Annotated in this window: 16 protein-coding genes; 6 read left to right on the top strand and 10 right to left on the bottom strand. The window is 64.8% G+C overall.

The genetic code is table 11. The annotated features are described in order from the left end of the window. Positions 1–2,162: isocitrate lyase/phosphoenolpyruvate mutase family protein (locus VMS96_00255; GenBank protein HVP41829.1), on the top strand; the 2,162-nt coding region annotated here is incomplete at its 5' end. A 4-nt stretch (positions 2,163–2,166) separates the two neighbouring features. On the opposite strand, the gene VMS96_00250 is transcribed toward VMS96_00255, so the two are convergent. The 5 genes from VMS96_00250 to VMS96_00230 all read right to left on the bottom strand — a co-directional run bounded on the left by VMS96_00250 (position 2,167) and on the right by VMS96_00230 (position 7,713). Then, the gene (locus VMS96_00250; GenBank protein ID HVP41828.1) at positions 2,167–3,363 is read right to left on the bottom strand and encodes an ABC transporter permease; all 1,197 of its coding nucleotides are present in this window, start codon (positions 3,361–3,363) and stop codon (positions 2,167–2,169) included. 42 nt (positions 3,364–3,405) lie between these two features. Next, a complete protein-coding gene (locus VMS96_00245; GenBank protein ID HVP41827.1) occupies positions 3,406–4,167 on the bottom strand; it encodes a prolipoprotein diacylglyceryl transferase family protein in 762 nt (253 codons plus the stop codon). Further along, the gene (locus VMS96_00240) at positions 4,164–5,447 is read right to left on the bottom strand and encodes a TolC family protein (protein HVP41826.1); all 1,284 of its coding nucleotides are present in this window, start codon (positions 5,445–5,447) and stop codon (positions 4,164–4,166) included. Before VMS96_00240 ends, VMS96_00245 begins: the two co-directional genes overlap by 4 nt. 71 nt (positions 5,448–5,518) lie before the next feature. Next, on the bottom strand, positions 5,519–6,487 hold the full coding sequence (locus tag VMS96_00235; GenBank protein HVP41825.1) for a tetratricopeptide repeat protein: 969 nt from the start codon (positions 6,485–6,487) through the stop codon (positions 5,519–5,521). After that, positions 6,484–7,713 (bottom strand): efflux RND transporter periplasmic adaptor subunit, encoded by a 1,230-nt coding sequence (locus VMS96_00230; protein HVP41824.1) that lies wholly within the window; start codon positions 7,711–7,713, stop codon positions 6,484–6,486. The genes VMS96_00235 and VMS96_00230 overlap by 4 nt, the downstream gene beginning before the upstream one ends. 307 nt (positions 7,714–8,020) lie before the next feature. Between VMS96_00230 and queF the strand changes: the two genes are divergently transcribed. Genes queF through VMS96_00215 form a run of 3 tightly spaced genes read left to right on the top strand, consistent with a single transcriptional unit; the run spans position 8,021 to position 10,994 of the window. After that, positions 8,021–8,419, top strand: a complete 399-nt coding sequence (gene queF / locus VMS96_00225) for a preQ(1) synthase (protein HVP41823.1) — start codon at positions 8,021–8,023, stop codon at positions 8,417–8,419. A 37-nt stretch (positions 8,420–8,456) separates the two neighbouring features. Next, positions 8,457–9,779, top strand: a complete 1,323-nt coding sequence (locus VMS96_00220) for an MFS transporter (protein ID HVP41822.1) — start codon at positions 8,457–8,459, stop codon at positions 9,777–9,779. A 33-nt stretch (positions 9,780–9,812) separates the two neighbouring features. Beyond that, positions 9,813–10,994: a glycosyltransferase gene (locus VMS96_00215; GenBank protein ID HVP41821.1), complete on the top strand. Its 1,182-nt coding sequence runs from the start codon at positions 9,813–9,815 to the stop codon at positions 10,992–10,994. On the opposite strand, the gene VMS96_00210 is transcribed toward VMS96_00215, so the two are convergent. From VMS96_00210 to VMS96_00190, 5 genes are all read right to left on the bottom strand, one after another. After that, positions 10,995–11,420 carry a hypothetical protein gene (locus VMS96_00210; GenBank protein ID HVP41820.1) on the bottom strand — a complete coding sequence of 142 codons (426 nt, stop codon included), beginning with the start codon at positions 11,418–11,420 and terminating at the stop codon, positions 10,995–10,997. A gap of 145 nt (positions 11,421–11,565) precedes the next feature. After that, positions 11,566–11,721 carry a hypothetical protein gene (locus VMS96_00205; protein HVP41819.1) on the bottom strand — a complete coding sequence of 52 codons (156 nt, stop codon included), beginning with the start codon at positions 11,719–11,721 and terminating at the stop codon, positions 11,566–11,568. Positions 11,722–11,850: 129 nt separating this feature from the next. Continuing rightward, positions 11,851–12,093: a hypothetical protein gene (locus VMS96_00200; protein HVP41818.1), complete on the bottom strand. Its 243-nt coding sequence runs from the start codon at positions 12,091–12,093 to the stop codon at positions 11,851–11,853. 90 nt (positions 12,094–12,183) lie between these two features. Then, positions 12,184–12,525 (bottom strand): STAS domain-containing protein, encoded by a 342-nt coding sequence (locus VMS96_00195; protein ID HVP41817.1) that lies wholly within the window; start codon positions 12,523–12,525, stop codon positions 12,184–12,186. A gap of 2 nt (positions 12,526–12,527) precedes the next feature. Continuing rightward, positions 12,528–12,977 carry an ATP-binding protein gene (locus VMS96_00190; GenBank protein HVP41816.1) on the bottom strand — a complete coding sequence of 150 codons (450 nt, stop codon included), beginning with the start codon at positions 12,975–12,977 and terminating at the stop codon, positions 12,528–12,530. A gap of 215 nt (positions 12,978–13,192) precedes the next feature. On the opposite strand from VMS96_00190, the gene VMS96_00185 reads away from it, so the two are divergent. Then, positions 13,193–14,437 (top strand): CBS domain-containing protein, encoded by a 1,245-nt coding sequence (locus tag VMS96_00185; GenBank protein HVP41815.1) that lies wholly within the window; start codon positions 13,193–13,195, stop codon positions 14,435–14,437. 77 nt (positions 14,438–14,514) lie between these two features. Next, positions 14,515–14,803, top strand: a 289-nt coding sequence (locus VMS96_00180; GenBank protein ID HVP41814.1) for a divalent metal cation transporter, incomplete at its 3' end; no start/stop codon positions are given.

The following is a 14,803-nucleotide window of genomic DNA, read 5'->3' as shown; positions in this document are numbered from 1 at the left end:
CCGTGGCGCGCAAAGCGGCCGAGGAGTTCTATGCCCGCCTGCGCGAGCTGTTCTCCCAGCGCAAGTCGATCACGACCTTCGGTCCGTACTCGCCAGGCCAGGCCGTGACCATCAAGCGGATGGGCATCGAAGGCATCTACCTGGGGGGCTGGGCCACTTCCGCCAAAGGATCGTCGGCGGAGAATCCCGGCCCGGACCTGGCCAGCTATCCGCTGAGCCAGGTGCCGGACGAGGCGGCGGGCCTGGTGCGGGCGCTGCTGACGGCGGACAAGAACCAGCACTTCGCCCGCATGCGGATGAGCGAAGAGCAGCGCCGCGCGACCCCGGTGGTTGACTATCGGCCGTTCATCATCGCCGACGCCGACACCGGCCACGGTGGGGACGCGCATGTGCGCAATCTGGTCCGCCGGTTCGTGGAGGTGGGCGTGCCCGGCTACCACATCGAGGACCAGAAGCCGGGGACGAAGAAGTGCGGCCATCAAGCGGGGAAGGTGCTGGTGGGCCAGGACGAGCAGATCCGGCGTCTGAACGCGGCGCGGCTACAGCTGGACATCATGCAGGTGCCGGGCATCGTGGTGGCGCGGACCGATGCCGAGGCGGCGACCTTCCTGGAGAGCCGCAGTGACGAGCGCGACCAGCCGTTCATCCTCGGGGCCACCAACCTGGGGCCGCCGGCGTTCCGCAGCGGCTACCTGGCCATCATGCGGAAGCTGTTCGAGCTGGGGGTGGAGGAGGTACGAGGGCATCTGTTGTTCGCGGTGTCGGACGGCGAGTACCAGGCGACCTGCGCCTGGCTGGAGCAGAACCAACTGGTGGAGATGATTGCCGCCCATGCGCAGGCCCTCAGGCACGCGACGACGGCGGAGATTGACGCCGCGCTGGAGGCGATGCAGGACCGTTACCTGGACGTGTGGCTGGCCGAGGCCGATCTGACGACCTACGGGCGGGCGGTTGCCGACGAGATGCAGGCCCGCACCAGTAGCGGCGAGCGCTTTGCCATGAGCGTCGAGGAATGGCTGGAATTCGCCAAGCGCGCTTCCTTTTACGAGGCCCGCGAACGGGCAAGGTCCATGGGCATCCACGTGGTCTGGGATTGCGAGCTGCCCAAGACGCCCGAGGGTTTCTACCAGATCCAGGGCGGGATCGATTTCGCCATCGCCCGGTCGCTGGCGGTGGCGCCCTTCGCCGACATCCTGTGGATGGAGACCAAGACGGCAGACCTGGAGGACGCCAGGAGATTCGCGGAGGCGATCCACGCCGAGTGTCCCGACAAGATGCTGGCCTACAACCTGTCGCCGTCGTTCAACTGGGACACCACCGGCATGAGCGACGAGCAGATGAAGCGCTTCCCGGAGGAACTGGGGAAGCTTGGCTTTGTCTTCAACTTCATCACCTATGGCGGGCATCAGATCGATGGCCTGGTGGCTGAAGAGTTCGCCACGGCCCTGAAGCAGGACGGCATGCTGGCGCTGGCGCGTCTGCAGCGCAAGTTCCGCCTGGTGGAATCGCCCTACCGGACACCGCAGGCGCTGGTGGGAGGACCACGGCTGGACGCCGCCCTGATGGCGTCTTCGGGACGCACGGCGGCCACCAAGGCCATGGGCAAGGGGTCCACGCACTATCAGCACCTGGTGCAGACCGAGGTCCCGCCCAAGCTGCTGGAAGAGTGGCTGGCGGCCTGGGCGGAGCATTGGGACTATCCCAACAAGATCCGGGTGCAGCTGCGTCCGCACACTGCGGGCTCGGAGCTGCTGGAGCTGGGTCTGTTCAGCGAGCCGGGGAAGGAGCAGCTGGCCAACATTATTTTCGCGACCCTGCAGGACCGCCGGGGGCGTCACATCATCTCGGTGCGCGACCAGAACACGCTGCCGCCGCTCCGCAAGAAGCGGCTGATGACGCTCACCCAGCTGTTCATGATCCACCGCTATTCGGCGAGCTCGGTGCACTACGTCACGCCCACTGAGGACAACGAACGTCAGGCGCAGAGGATGAAGGAGTTGGGGATCTACTCGGACGTGCACACCGAGGTCGGGCAGATCATTGTGGCCCAGGTCAGCAAGGAGACCGTCAGTCGGCTGCTCAAGTCTGACCGCGAGTTGCTGCTGGCCATGATGCGAAAAGAGAGCCAGCAAGCTGCGTCGGTCCCGGGCATAACGTCCTGAGGGCCTACTCGTGGTGTAGGGCCTCGCGGGGCTGGAGGCCGGCGGCGCGGTTGGCGGGCAGGTAGCCGAAGACCACTCCGAACGAACAGGTCACGAGGAAGGCCAGCATCACCGAGATGCCGGAGATGGGGACGTGCAGGTTGCCCGGCAGGAAAGGCTGGATCAACACCGGGATGCTGGTGGCGATCAGGATGCCGATGATGGCCCCGGTGCCGCTGATCATGATGGCCTCGAGCAGGAACTGGTACTGGATCTCGCGCCGCCGCGCGCCCACCGCCATCCGCACTCCGATCTCGCGCGTGCGCTCGGTCACCGTCACCAGCATGATATTCATGATGCCGACGCCGCTGATGGTGAGGGCGATGAGGGCCACGAACAGCAGCACCAGGGTCAGCGACAGGGAGATCTTTCCGGCAGCCTGGAGCAGGGAAGTCAGATTCTCCACCACATAGGTCGCGCTGGAACGGTGGCGGGCCCTCAGGATGTCCCGCACCTGCTGGGTGACGTGGGGCACATCTTCGGGCTGCGCCGCCTGCACATACATGGTCCGGATGAATGCGTCCTGCATGTAGAACTTCAGGATGGGGATGGGCACGAGGACGGATTCGGAGGTGATCTCGGATTGCCCGAAGGTGGCCACCCGCTCGCGGAAGACGCCGATGATGGTGAAGTTGAGGTCGCCGACCTTGATGGATGTGCCCACCGGGTTCTGGGGGTAGAACTTGGCGAGTTGCTCGCTGATGAGGCAGGCCTTGCTGTAGCTCTCCATGTCCACGGGATCGAAATAGCGGCCCTTCAGGACTTCGAGGTTGCGGATGTCCTGAAAGTCCTCGGTCACCCCGATGAGGCTGACCGCGTGCTCCTTCCCATTGATGACCATGGAGAGCAACTGGTCGTTGGTGCCGGCGACGCGCTTGACCTGGGGAATGGTGTTGCGGATGGCCTGCATGTCTTGCACGGAGATCTGGTCGGCCAGAGGGGTACTCTGGCCGGAGCCGCCCGCCACCAGGTAGGCATAGACGAGGTTCGAGCCCACGCCCTCGATCTGGGCCATGATGTAGCGCTTGCCGGTGAGCGCCACGGTCACGACCATGACGATGCAAGCGCTGCCCAGAATGACGCCGATCATGGTCAGGGCGGCCTTCACCTTGTCGGCGCGCAGGGCGTCGAGAGCGACTCGCCAGGATTCCGCGTGGTTCATGCGTGCAGGAAAATCATAACAGGCGCGGAGGACGGCGGGGCGCTACGAAGAACCGGGCGACGCCCTGCGCGTCAACAGCAGCAAGACAATCCCGACCATCACCGAGCAGGTGCCGGCGAGCTGGGCGTTGCTGAGGCCCAGCCACACCCGCGGGTTGATGCGGATGAACTCCACCAGGAAGCGGGCCAGTCCGGTCAAGACAAAATACTGTCCCAGCACCCAGCCGGGCGCGCGGGCGCCGGCGGCCGAACTCTTGGCCTGCCGCCACAGCCACAGGAAGATCACCACCGCTCCCAGGAACTCGTAGATCGGCGTCGGGTGGACGCATTGAGTGGTCGGCACCAATCCGTTGGGAAAACTCATGCACCAGGGAAGGGAAGTGGGGATACCGTAATCGCCGTCGCCGGAAAGAAGACAGCCGATACGGCCGACGCCGTATCCGATCGCTGCTGCCGGACTGCAGGCGTCCAGCAGGGTCAGGATCGCGATCCTGTAGCGGAGGGAGAACAGAACAATGACCAGCAGGCCACCCAGCAGCCCTCCAAACCAGGCGAAGCCGGAGGCGCTGAAGAACATCTGCAGCGGATGAGCGAAGAACTCCGAGGGGCGCTCGAGCAGGTGATACAGCTTGGAGCCCGCCAGTCCGGCGAGAGCGATGAGCAGGATCATGTTCAGGGTATCGCCCGGCAGCTTTCGACGGCGCATGTCCGCCTGCAGCGCCAGGAATCCGCAGACCAAGCCCGCCCAGACCATGAGTCCGTAGGTGCCGAGGCGCAAGGGACCGAGGTGAAGGAAGGGGATCACTTGGCCGCCATCGCCCAGCCCTGGAGCTCCCCGGTGGCCCGGAGGAGCTGCAGTTCTGCCCTTTGCAGACCGAAGGAGACGTCGAGGTAAGCCACGTACTTGTCGTGCTCGGTGGCGCGGGCATTCTCCTGGTCGCGCAGGGTGGCGGCGCCGGCCTCGACCCTGGCCTGGATGGCATCGATATCGGAAAGGGCCAGCTGGTGCTCCAGCTTGGCGACATCGCGCGCGGCGGCCAGTTGCTGGATGGAGCGCTGCAGCCGCAGGGTCTCGGTCGAGACCTGGTGCCGCACCGCATCCGCCTGGCGCCGCGCCTTGATGGCCTCGGCATCGGCGGCTCCGGCGTGGGCGCGCTGCGAGAAATTGAAGATGGGGAAGCGGATCTCGACCCCGGCGGTCACATTGTTGCGCTGGAAGCGGAGGAAGAACTGGTCGTAGTTGTTGAAGCGCGCCAGCACGGCGAACTGGCCCGCCAGATCGATGGTCGGCAGAAGTTGCTTGTGCTCGCCGCTGGCCCGGTATTGCTTGGCCCGCGCCTGCTGCTCGGCCAGCTTCACGGCGGGACTCAGGCTGGCGGCCTTGGCCGCCAGGTCCTGGTCCTGGGAAGGCGCGGGCAGGTCGGGGATGGATTCGGGCATGGTTTCGATGGAGTCCGGAGGCAGGCCGGTCAACTGCGCCAGGCGGAGGCGCAGGACATCGGCGGCGCCCTGCATCTCGGCGGCGCGCAGCCGCGCCCGCGCGCTGTTCAGGCGCGCCCGGGTCAGCTCCACCTCGCTATCCACCCCTTCGTGTACGCGCTGACCGGTGATGTCCTCGGCGCGGGCCGAGGCCTGCGCCTGCTGGCGCAGCACCTGGATGGAGCTGGTGAGCTGGTCGAGCTGGATATAGACCAGCGAAGCCTCCAGCACCACCTGGTCGCGGGCATCCTGCTTCTGCGTCTCGGTGGCATTCCACTCGGTCTTGGCGGCGCGCATGAAATCCTGGTTGGCCAGATTGAGCAGGTAGGACTGGGTGTTGATGTTGAAGATGGAGGGGGCGGAGCCTTCCAGGCTGAGGGGGAATCCGTCGGTGTAGCCCAGGCCCGAGCCGACGATCACCTGGGGCAGGTAGAGATTGCGCAGTTCGAGATAGGCCTGTTGCGCCCGGACCTGTTCCGCGTCGGCCATGGCAGTGGCTCCGCCGTGCTGCAGGGCAAGCTCGATGGCGCGGCGGAAGGAAAGCGGCTCGGCCGCGGACTGGACAACGAAAGTCAGGCACAAGAATGCGATCGGAAGAGCTCTCATGACACCACCCGTTAGACCAGCAAACTGACGGCAGGCGAGTATAACAAGCGCTGCTCGAGCCTCGGGACCGGCTAGGGGCGGCTGAGGCGCTGGAGAGCGTTCCGCGCGTCTGAGAAATCGCTGTTGAGATCGAGTGCGGCGCGATACTCCGCCACCGCGGCTTGTTTCTCACCCTGTCTTTCCAGGATGTTGCCCAAGAGGTAGTGGGCGCGGAAGGCGGGAGCTTCTTCGACCTTGTTCTCCGACCGCAAGTAATCGCGCACCAGTTTGGCGGCGGCAGCGAGGTCCTGGTCGGACTGGTAAAGGATGGTGGCAGCGTCGTAAAAGACCTCGCCGCGCTTCTTCTCCGCTGCGACCGCCTTGTCGATCGCGTGCTGCATGTCCTGGGTCCGGCCGGCGCGCTGGTAGAACGAGGCCAGATCCAGCCAGCGTCCGCCGTCTCCCTTGCCGGCCTCCACGGCGGCCAGGTACTCGCGCTCGGCGGCGGGCATGTCCTTTTCCTTCTCCGCGAGCAGCCCTTTGATCCAGTGGGCAGCAGCCGCGTCCCTGGAGGCGAGTTGTTCGGCTTCACGGCGGGCCTTGTCCTTGCCCCCGCCGACGATGCCGGGGGCCTCGGCGTAAAACTCCGCCAGGTCGGAACGGGCCCCGACGTTGCCGGCGTCCAGTTGCACGGCCTTCTCGAATTCCGAGCGGGTCTTGCCGGCCAGAGACAGCGCCGTCAACCAGTGCCAGCTGCTGATGCTCTGGGCTTTTTCACCGTAGGCGCGGCCCAGCCAGAGGTGATAGTCGCTGCTGTCCGGCTTGAGGGCCACGGCGTGCTTGGCGGCGGCAATGGCGTCGTCCCAGCGCTCCTTGGCGTAATAGGAACGGCAAAGCAGGTGCCACGCCTCGGCATCGTTGGCGGAGGCGTCGGTGCGCTGTTTGAGGACCTTGACCGCTTCGTCCACGCGGCCGGCCGAGAGCAACTCCTCGGGGTTCGATGCGGCCAGCGGCGCGCCCACGAGGAGGAACAAGAAACAGAGGAACAGCGCCTTCTTCATTGCTGGACTACCCTCACATCCATCCTGTCTTTGAGGGCGTAGCCGCGGACCGCACCCAGGGCCACCAGCGCGTCCTCCTTGATACCGCGAGTGATCTCGATGCGAGTCAGGTCCGAGACCCCGGTCTCCACGTAGCGCTGTTGCAGGCGGCCATCCACCACCTCATAGACGAACTTGCGATTGTCGTGCTGGTGGACGGCCTCCCGCGGCACCAGCAGCGCGTTGTCGTTCTTGGCGGCGACAATGGTCACATTCACATTGATGTTCGGTAGCAGCTTGAGATCGGCGTTGTTGACCTTGCAGGTGACCTCGCCGACGGTGCGCGCGCCGTGTACGACCACGGTGCTGGGGACCCGGGTGACGGCGCCGTCCCAGGTGCGTCCCGGCTGCCCTTCCCAGGTGATCGAGACCTGTTCGCCCGTCGCCAGGCGGCCGATGTCCGGCTCATCCACAAAGGCGCGAACCTGCACGGTCTGCAGGTCGGCAACCTGGGCCAGCAGGTCGCCGGTGTTGACGAAGGCCCCCGGCTTCACGGGAAGGGAATAGACGATGCCATCCCGCGGCGCGGTCACGTTGGCGCTGCGCAGCAGGTCCTGAGCCGCCTGATATTCGGCCTTGGCCTGTGCTTCCTGGGCGCGGACCTTGGCGACCTCCTGGCGGGAATAGCGGCGGGAGGTCGATTTCTGCTCCAGCAGAGTGACTTGCGCCTGGGCGCTCTTGAGGCGGCCCTGGGCGGTTTCGACCTCGGCAGGGGAGGCTGCGCCGCGCTGCTGCAGACGGGTCAGGGCGTCCAGGTTGCGCTGGGCGGCATCACGTTCCGCCCGCGCCTTCACCAGCTCGGAGCGGGAAGTCAGGACCTCTTCGTGAGTACCACCGGTGCCTACCGCCTGGAGGTCGGCCTGCGAGGCTTTGAGCTGGGCCAAGGCCTTGGCTGCCTGGGCCCGGGCCCCGGCATCGTCAAGCCGGAGCAAAAGCTGGCCGGCCTTGACCCGGTCTCCCTCGTGCACCAGCACGCGCTTGACGGTGGAGGGAGCAGGCGCGTGGGCCTCGAAGTTATCCATCGGCTCGATCTTGCCGTTGGTGGAGATGGTGCTGGCGATAGGCCCCCGGACCGCTTGCTGGGCACGGATCTGCACCTCGCCGCGGCGCATGGATACAAAGGCGCCCAGGAGCACAACCGCAGCTCCAGCACCCCCGAGCACCACCATCAAGCGATGATTATTCATGAATCCTCGCCAGCCCCAGGGCCGGCCAACAAGTCCTGCAAAACCTTAAGTATAGCTAAGTCGAACGAAGGAAAGCTCGAACTCCGCCCGGTTAACGCACTTGATTCCCGGGCAGGAAAGCGAGGCAAAGGCCGCATTTTCGCGCCCAGATACCATTCTTTGGAGGCAAAAGGAGGCACTTGGTTTAGATGCGTCACGGAGGCTGAAAGTCACGCGTTCGGGAGCAACCGCGGCCCTGTGTCGGCCCGCGCCCGACATCGGAAACGGGACTCGCGGGGCGAGCGCGGCCGGCTGCTAGAATCGAGGCATGGCCAAGCCGCCGCGATACACGCCGGAGCACGCCCAGGCCGGTCTGAGCCATCCGTTCCCGGACATCGAGACCTGGCCCAATCAATTCCCGGCGTATGAGATCGTCATCGACATCCCCGAGTTCACCTCGGTCTGCCCCAAGACCGGACTGCCGGATTTCGGCGTGCTCAAGATCCGTTACATGCCGGACAAGAGCTGCGTGGAGTTGAAATCGCTGAAGGAATACCTGCTCTCCTACCGCAATCTCGGCATCTTCCAGGAGAACATCGTGAATCGTGTGCTGGAAGACGTAGTCCGGGCCTGCCGGCCGAAGTGGGCGGTGGTGACCGGGGATTTCCGCCCGCGAGGCGGCATCGGGACCACCGTGGAAGCGCGCTGGCCGCGGCCGAAGAGCTAATACGCCGGTGGCGTGATATAGTCCCGCCTTCCGCCGCATGTCTGCCCAGAAAGACGATCCCAAGACTGTCTTCGCATGGTGCATGTATGACTGGGCGAATTCCGCCTACATCACCACCATCGTCGGGCTGATGCCGGTGTACTTTGCCAACGTAGTGGTCGGCGAGAAGGGTGTCACGCTCTCCGGGACCCACTACCACCCGGACAGCCTCTGGGGTCTCATGGTGGGATTCGCGGACGCACTTGCCTTCCTGGCCGCGCCAGTGCTGGGCGCCATCGCGGACTTCACTGCGGCCAAGCGCCGGTTCCTGCTGAGCTTCGCCTATACGGGCGCCATCTTCGCCATGCTGCTGTATTTCTGCCGGTCCGGGGAGGTGTACCGGACGATGCTGTTCTTCGTGGTGGCGCAGTTCGCCTTCGTCAGCGCCAACGTGTTCTACGACGCCTTCCTCCCCCAGATCGCCAGCGACGAACGCATGGACTGGGTGTCGGGCAAAGGCTATTCCTACGGCTATGTCGGAGGCGGCCTGCAGTTCGCGCTGGCGCTGGTGCTGGTGACGTTCCACGCCCGGTTCGGGTTGACGCAGGAAGCGGCGGCGCGCATCGGATTGGGCAGCGCCGGGCTGTGGTGGGCCGGCTTCACTTTGTTCACGGCCCGCGGCTTGCGGGAAGGCGGGGCCTCGGAGCCGATGCCGCCAGGGTATGAGCACACTCCGCGGGTCCTGGCGCTGGTCCACATCGGGGTATCGCGCACCTTGCGCACGCTGCGGAAGGTCGGCAACTTCCGCCACCTGGTGCTGTTCCTGGTGGCGTTCATGCTCTACAACGACGGAATCCAGACCGTGATCAATCTGGCCACGGCATACGGCACCGTCGAATTGCACCTTTCACCCAGCGTGCTGATGGGCACGCTGCTCCTCATCCAGTTCATCGGAGTGGGCGGTGCGCTGCTGTTCGGCAAGCTGGCACAGTGGATGGGAACCAAGCCCGCCATCATGTTGTCCCTGGTCTTGTGGTCGGGAGTGGTGATCTACGCCTACTTCATGCAGACCGCGACCCAGTTCGTGGTGCTGGGGGTGATCGTGGGCATGATCCTGGGTGGCTCGCAGGCGCTCAGCCGCTCATACTTCGGCAGCATGGTCCCGGAAGAAGCCAGCGCCGAGTTCTATGGTTTCTATACGGTCTTCACCAAGTTCGCCTCGATCTGGGGTCCGCTGGCGTTCGCCATCATCAAGCAGGTGACCGGGTCGTCGCGGCTGGCGATCGTGTCGCTGATCTTCTTCTTTGTCGTCGGCCTGACGCTGCTTCATTTTGTGGACGACGAGAAGGCCCGCGCCGCACGGACCGCAGGAGCCTTTTAGGTAGAATGGCCTTGGTGGGGGGACCTTCCTGACATGCATCTCTTTGCCTGGGTCCTGGGCTTGACGCTGGGGGCTGTCTGGCTGCATCGGCTGATCGATGCCGGCCTGGGCATGCCTACGATCGCCGACATCGCGAAGCCGGAGTGGGACGGGCCGCCGGCCGGCGCCTCGGTCGCGGTGGTCGTCCCGGCGCGCAACGAAGAGGAGCACATCGAAGCCACGCTCCGGTCGCTGCTGGCGGTGGACTATCCGAATCTCCAGATCATCGCGGTGAACGATCGTTCCACCGACTCCACCGGCGAGATCATGGACCGCGTGGCCGCCGAGCAGCGAACGAGCCGGCTGCGGGTGATGCACGTGGAAGAACTCCCCCATGGCTGGCTGGGAAAGACGCACGCCATGTGGCTGGGCGCGCGGCAGGCAGAGAGCGATTGGATCCTGTTCACCGACGCCGATGTAGTCTTCCGGCCCGATGCGCTGCGGCGGGCCCTGCACTACGTCGCTAAGGAAGAAGCCGACCACCTCATCGTCTTCCCCACCATGGAGTTGAAGTCACCGGGAGAGCGGATGATGGTGGCCTTCTTCCAGGCGTTGTTCGCTTTCGGCCATCGTCCCTGGAAGGTCGCTGATCCGGACGCCCGCGATCACATGGGAGTGGGAGCCTTCAATCTGGTCCGGCGCAGCGCCTACGAGAAGGTCGGCACCTACCAGAAACTGCGGATGGCAGTGATCGACGACATGAAGCTGGGCGAGGCGATCAAAGAGAACGGCCTGGCACAGCGCGTCGTCTTCGGCAAGGACCTGCTTTCCATCCACTGGGCCAAGGGCGGGATGGGGGTAGTGCGCAACCTGACCAAGAACATGTTCGCCCTCATGCTTTTCCGCTGGCCGCGGGCGCTGGGGGCGGCGTTCCTGCTGGCCCTGCTGAACCTGGGACCCTTTGTCGGGCTGATCGCGGTCCATGGGTGGGCGCGGCTGGGCTATGCAGTCGCAACCTTCGGCATCCTCGCCCTCTACATCGGCATGTCCACCCGGTCGAGGATCTCGCCGCTATACTTCCTGGCCCATCCCATCAGCACCCTGGCGTTCGTCTTCATCCTGCTGCGCTCAACCTTCCTGACCCTGTGGCATGGCGGCGTGATCTGGCGGGGGACCAAGTACCCGCTGGAGGAGTTGCGGGCCGGCATGCCGGGCGGGGACAGCACGCCGTTCTGATCACCGTTTCTCGACGTCGGTGCTGCTGGTGCTGTGCTTGGTCTTGGTCTGCCCGGCGCGGTAGCGGCCCTTCTTTTCAACGTCGAACTCCTTGGGGAGCGGGGGCAGCTTGGCGGCCTCGCCTTTGAGTTGCCGCGCATCGCGGATGACGATCTCCGGTACGCCCTTGTACTGGCGCAGCGCGCCATGTACTTCGACGGTGCGGCCGGCCAGCATGCGGATGTCGCCCACATCGCGTAAATCCCGGGTGAACACCACGGCGGAGAACGCGCAGCGGGTATGGTCCTCACAGAAATTGAGGAACCATGCAGCCCCCGAAGGGCTGCGCTGCACGGTCACAACCTTGCCGGTGATGCAGACGGTGGAGCCCAGCTTGTTGGGGGCTTCGCTGATCGGCAGGCAGGCGCCGAGACAGTTCGTGGCCAAGAGAACTAGCGCGAGCGCCCGCATGGCAGAAAGCGTACGCAGACGGGTGGGGTTTGTCTGTGATGTGTCACATCCCGCGAGATCCTTCGGCGGTAAAGCACCTCAGGATGACGCCGGCGGGGCGCGGACGCCCCGCCCAGCGGCTTCATTTCGTCGGCTCCATCTGCAGCGTGTTGTTGAAGATGTTGAAGTAGTTGAAAAACGCGATGGCGACCGCCAGCTCGACCGTCTCGCCTTCGTCGAAGTGCCGCCGGACCTCGGACCAGAGCTCATCGTCCACGGCATGAGGATCGTGCGTCATGCGCTCGGCGAGAGCGAGGGCGACCTTCTCCCGCGGGGTGAAATCGGACCGGTGACGGAAGTCGCCGCAGTGCCGGATCTGGTCTTCGCTCCATCCTTGGCGTCCTGCCAGGACGCTGTGCGACGCCAGTCAATAATCGCAGTGGTTGATCTGTGAGACCCGGACGAACAACAGCTCCTTCAGCTTGGCGCCAACCGTGCCCGTGCCCATGACGTTCTTGAAGTGGTCGATCATGGTCTTGAGGATGGCCGGCCGGTGCGCCACCGTGCGGAACATGTTGGGGATGTTGCCGCGCTCTTTCATGAAGGCGTCGAAGATCGCCTGTACCTGTTCGTCCACCTGCGAGCGGTCGAGCCTGGAGATTCTGGGCATGAGAGAAGTCTAACGCGGCGAGGACGGGGATGCGATCCCGGCTGGCGGTCGGAGGGAAGGCGGGCCCGAGGGGCCGGGCCCGCGCCAAGCTTACTTCGTGAACGCCGAGATGGCGGTCGCTTCGTCGTCCTTGACGTCGAAGACCGTGTAGAGCTTGGTGATCTGCAGCAGGTCGTGCACTTTCTTGGTCAGATTGAGCAGCTTGAGCTCGCCCCCCTGGTTGCGGACGGTGGTGAAAGCGCTGACCAGTTCGCCGATCCCCGAGCTGTCGATGTAAGTGACATCGCCGAGATTGAGCAGGATCTTCTTGCTGCCCTTGCCGACCAGGTCACGAATCGTGTCGCGGAGGATGACGCTGCCTTCCCCGAGGGTGATGCGGCCGCTCAGGTCCACGATGGTCACGCCATCCATCTGCCGTGTACTCGCCTTCATCGTCACTTGGAAGCCTCCTTGGTGTCCGCGGGCGCCCCGGCGGCCACCTTCTTGATCAAGGTTACTTCGCTGCCCGGATCCAAGGTGCGGAACCGCACCTCGTCCATGAATGCACGCATAAGAAAGATACCCCGGCCGGACTGCTTCAGCAGGTTCTCCGGAGCGAGGGGGTCGGGGATGTGGCTTACATCGAGTCCCTTGCCCTGGTCCGCGACCCGGATGACCAGCTCTCCGCCCGTGTTCTCGTAGGAGACGGTCATCTTCTTCTTCGGGTCGTAGGCATTGCCGTGAAGCACGGCGTTGACCGCCGCTTCCCGCACCGCCATGGAGATTTTCTGACACTCGTCCTCCCCGAAGCCGGCCTGGGCTGCGAGCTGGGACGAGAGTTCCTCCGCCTTGTTCACGCTCTCCAAGGTCGATTCGAGCGTGTAGGAGACCCGGTTACCGGTCATCTTCAAAACGATTTACCGTTTCCTGCTGTTCGAGCGAGTGTCTCCCGGATACCCACGCCCAAGACCGGGACGTAACCGGGAATCCGTAAGTTTGCCTAGGGGGTGAGGAATTGTCAATCTCGGCCTTGCCGGACCTTCCAGGCAGGGGCGGAGGCATGGCGTAAGCACAATCTCGCGACTGACAACCGGGGCGCGATTCTGTATTCTCGCAGTGAATGGCGACGATCGCACTCTCGGAGCTGTTGGGCACAGCGGTGCTCGATCCGGAAGGCCGGAGATGCGGCCGAGTGCGCGAGATCGCCATCTCTCCCCAGGAACACCCCACCCGTGTTTCCGGGGTGATTGTCAAGACCGACGAAGGCGAGCGCGTGCTGCCCCACAGACTCCTTCAGGGACTGGAAAAGCAGGCCCTGCGGGCGTCATCGCCTGCAGGGGAGTGGCAGGCCTTCAGCGGCGGAGAGGGATTCCTGCTGCTGTCGCGCGACCTGCTCGACCAGCAGATCATCGACGTGCACGGCCGCAAGGTCGTCCGGGTGAACGACGTGGACCTGCTGGAGGAGCGCCACAACGCGCACCTGGAGCTGAAGCTGGCGAGCGTGGACGTGGGCGCCCGGGGCGCGGTCCGACGGCTGCTCAAGGGGCTGGTCCCGGCCGGCGCGCTGCGTGCCCTGGTGAACAAGATCCCGCCGCGAGTGATCCCCTGGGAATTCGTGGACCTGATCGAGACCGACCCGGCGCGGCGGGTGAAGCTCAAGATCGAGCACGAGCTGCTGGCCAAGCTGCATCCCGCGGACATCGCGGACATCGTCGAGGAGCTCGCTCCCGCCGAGCGGGAAGCGGTCTTCGAGACCCTGGACGAAGAGGTCGCCGCCGAGGCGCTGGAAGAAGTAGATCCCAAGCTGCAGGTGAAGATCCTGGAGTCGCTGGACTCGGATCGAGCCGCCGACATCGTCGAGGCCATGGACCCCGATGCGGCGGCCGACGTGCTCGGCGATCTTCCCAAAGAGACCTCGGAAGAGATCCTCGAGGAGATGCAGCCGGCAGAACGCGAGGAAGTCGCCGAACTGCTGGAATTCAAGGAGGACACCGCCGCCGGCCGCATGACCACCGAGTACCTGGCCATGGGCGTCGACGCCACCGTCCGGGACGCGGTCGAGACCCTGAGGCAGTTCGAGGGAGGCATCGAGACCCTCAGCACCATCTTCCTGCTGGGCCCCGACGCCAAGCTGATGGGAGCGGTGCCCTTGGCCAATATCGTGATCGCCTCCAGCGACACGCCTTTGCAGAAGCTGGCGTTGGAGCCGCTGATCTCCGCCCATGCCGGGGCCAATGAGAAGGCGGTTGCGGAGCTTTTCGACAAGTACAACCTTCTGACCCTACCCGTGGTCGATGACGAAGGCCGCATGACCGGCGTAATCACCGCCGACGACGTCATCAGCCTGCTGCGCAGCAAACTTTGATCTCCAATTCATTTGGCACGACTCGCCGCGGGCGTTTATTCTGGCTGCCGCTGTGAATCCGATCTGCGAAACCAAAGATGCGGCGCAAGCTCAGACGCTGGAAGACCCGGACCCTGCTGATCCTGGCGGTCATCGGCCCAGGGTTCATCACCGCGAACGTGGACAACGATGCCGGCGGCATCTACACGTATTCGTTCGCCGGGGCGCGTTTCGGGTATGCGCTGCTGTGGACCATCATCCCCACCATCATTGCCCTGGTGGTGATCCAGGAGATGTCGGCTCGGATGGGGGTGGTCACCGGCAAAGGACTCAGCGACCTGATCCGCGAGGAATACGGGCTGCGCACTACCTTTCTGCTGATGGTGG

Source organism: Terriglobales bacterium (assembly GCA_035543055.1).
In the GTDB taxonomy this organism is placed as follows: domain Bacteria; phylum Acidobacteriota; class Terriglobia; order Terriglobales; family Acidobacteriaceae; genus JAIQFD01.
This window is presented reverse-complemented; position numbering and strand designations above follow the sequence as displayed.

Excerpts from the sequence above, each read along its gene's own strand:
- VMS96_00235 (HVP41825.1), bottom strand. The coding sequence starts at position 6,487 with ATGAAGAAGGCGCTGTTCCTCTGTTTCTTGTTCCTCCTCGTGGGCGCG.
- VMS96_00240 (HVP41826.1), bottom strand. The coding sequence starts at position 5,447 with ATGAGAGCTCTTCCGATCGCATTCTTGTGCCTGACTTTCGTTGTCCAG.
- VMS96_00220 (HVP41822.1), top strand. The coding sequence starts at position 8,457 with ATGTCTGCCCAGAAAGACGATCCCAAGACTGTCTTCGCATGGTGCATG.
- VMS96_00215 (HVP41821.1), top strand. The coding sequence starts at position 9,813 with ATGCATCTCTTTGCCTGGGTCCTGGGCTTGACGCTGGGGGCTGTCTGG.
- VMS96_00205 (HVP41819.1), bottom strand. The coding sequence starts at position 11,721 with ATGACGCACGATCCTCATGCCGTGGACGATGAGCTCTGGTCCGAGGTC.
- VMS96_00195 (HVP41817.1), bottom strand. The coding sequence starts at position 12,525 with ATGAAGGCGAGTACACGGCAGATGGATGGCGTGACCATCGTGGACCTG.
- VMS96_00185 (HVP41815.1), top strand. The coding sequence starts at position 13,193 with ATGGCGACGATCGCACTCTCGGAGCTGTTGGGCACAGCGGTGCTCGAT.
- queF (HVP41823.1), top strand. The coding sequence starts at position 8,021 with ATGGCCAAGCCGCCGCGATACACGCCGGAGCACGCCCAGGCCGGTCTG.
- VMS96_00250 (HVP41828.1), bottom strand. The coding sequence starts at position 3,363 with ATGAACCACGCGGAATCCTGGCGAGTCGCTCTCGACGCCCTGCGCGCC.
- VMS96_00230 (HVP41824.1), bottom strand. The coding sequence starts at position 7,713 with ATGAATAATCATCGCTTGATGGTGGTGCTCGGGGGTGCTGGAGCTGCG.
- VMS96_00190 (HVP41816.1), bottom strand. The coding sequence starts at position 12,977 with ATGACCGGTAACCGGGTCTCCTACACGCTCGAATCGACCTTGGAGAGC.
- VMS96_00200 (HVP41818.1), bottom strand. The coding sequence starts at position 12,093 with ATGCCCAGAATCTCCAGGCTCGACCGCTCGCAGGTGGACGAACAGGTA.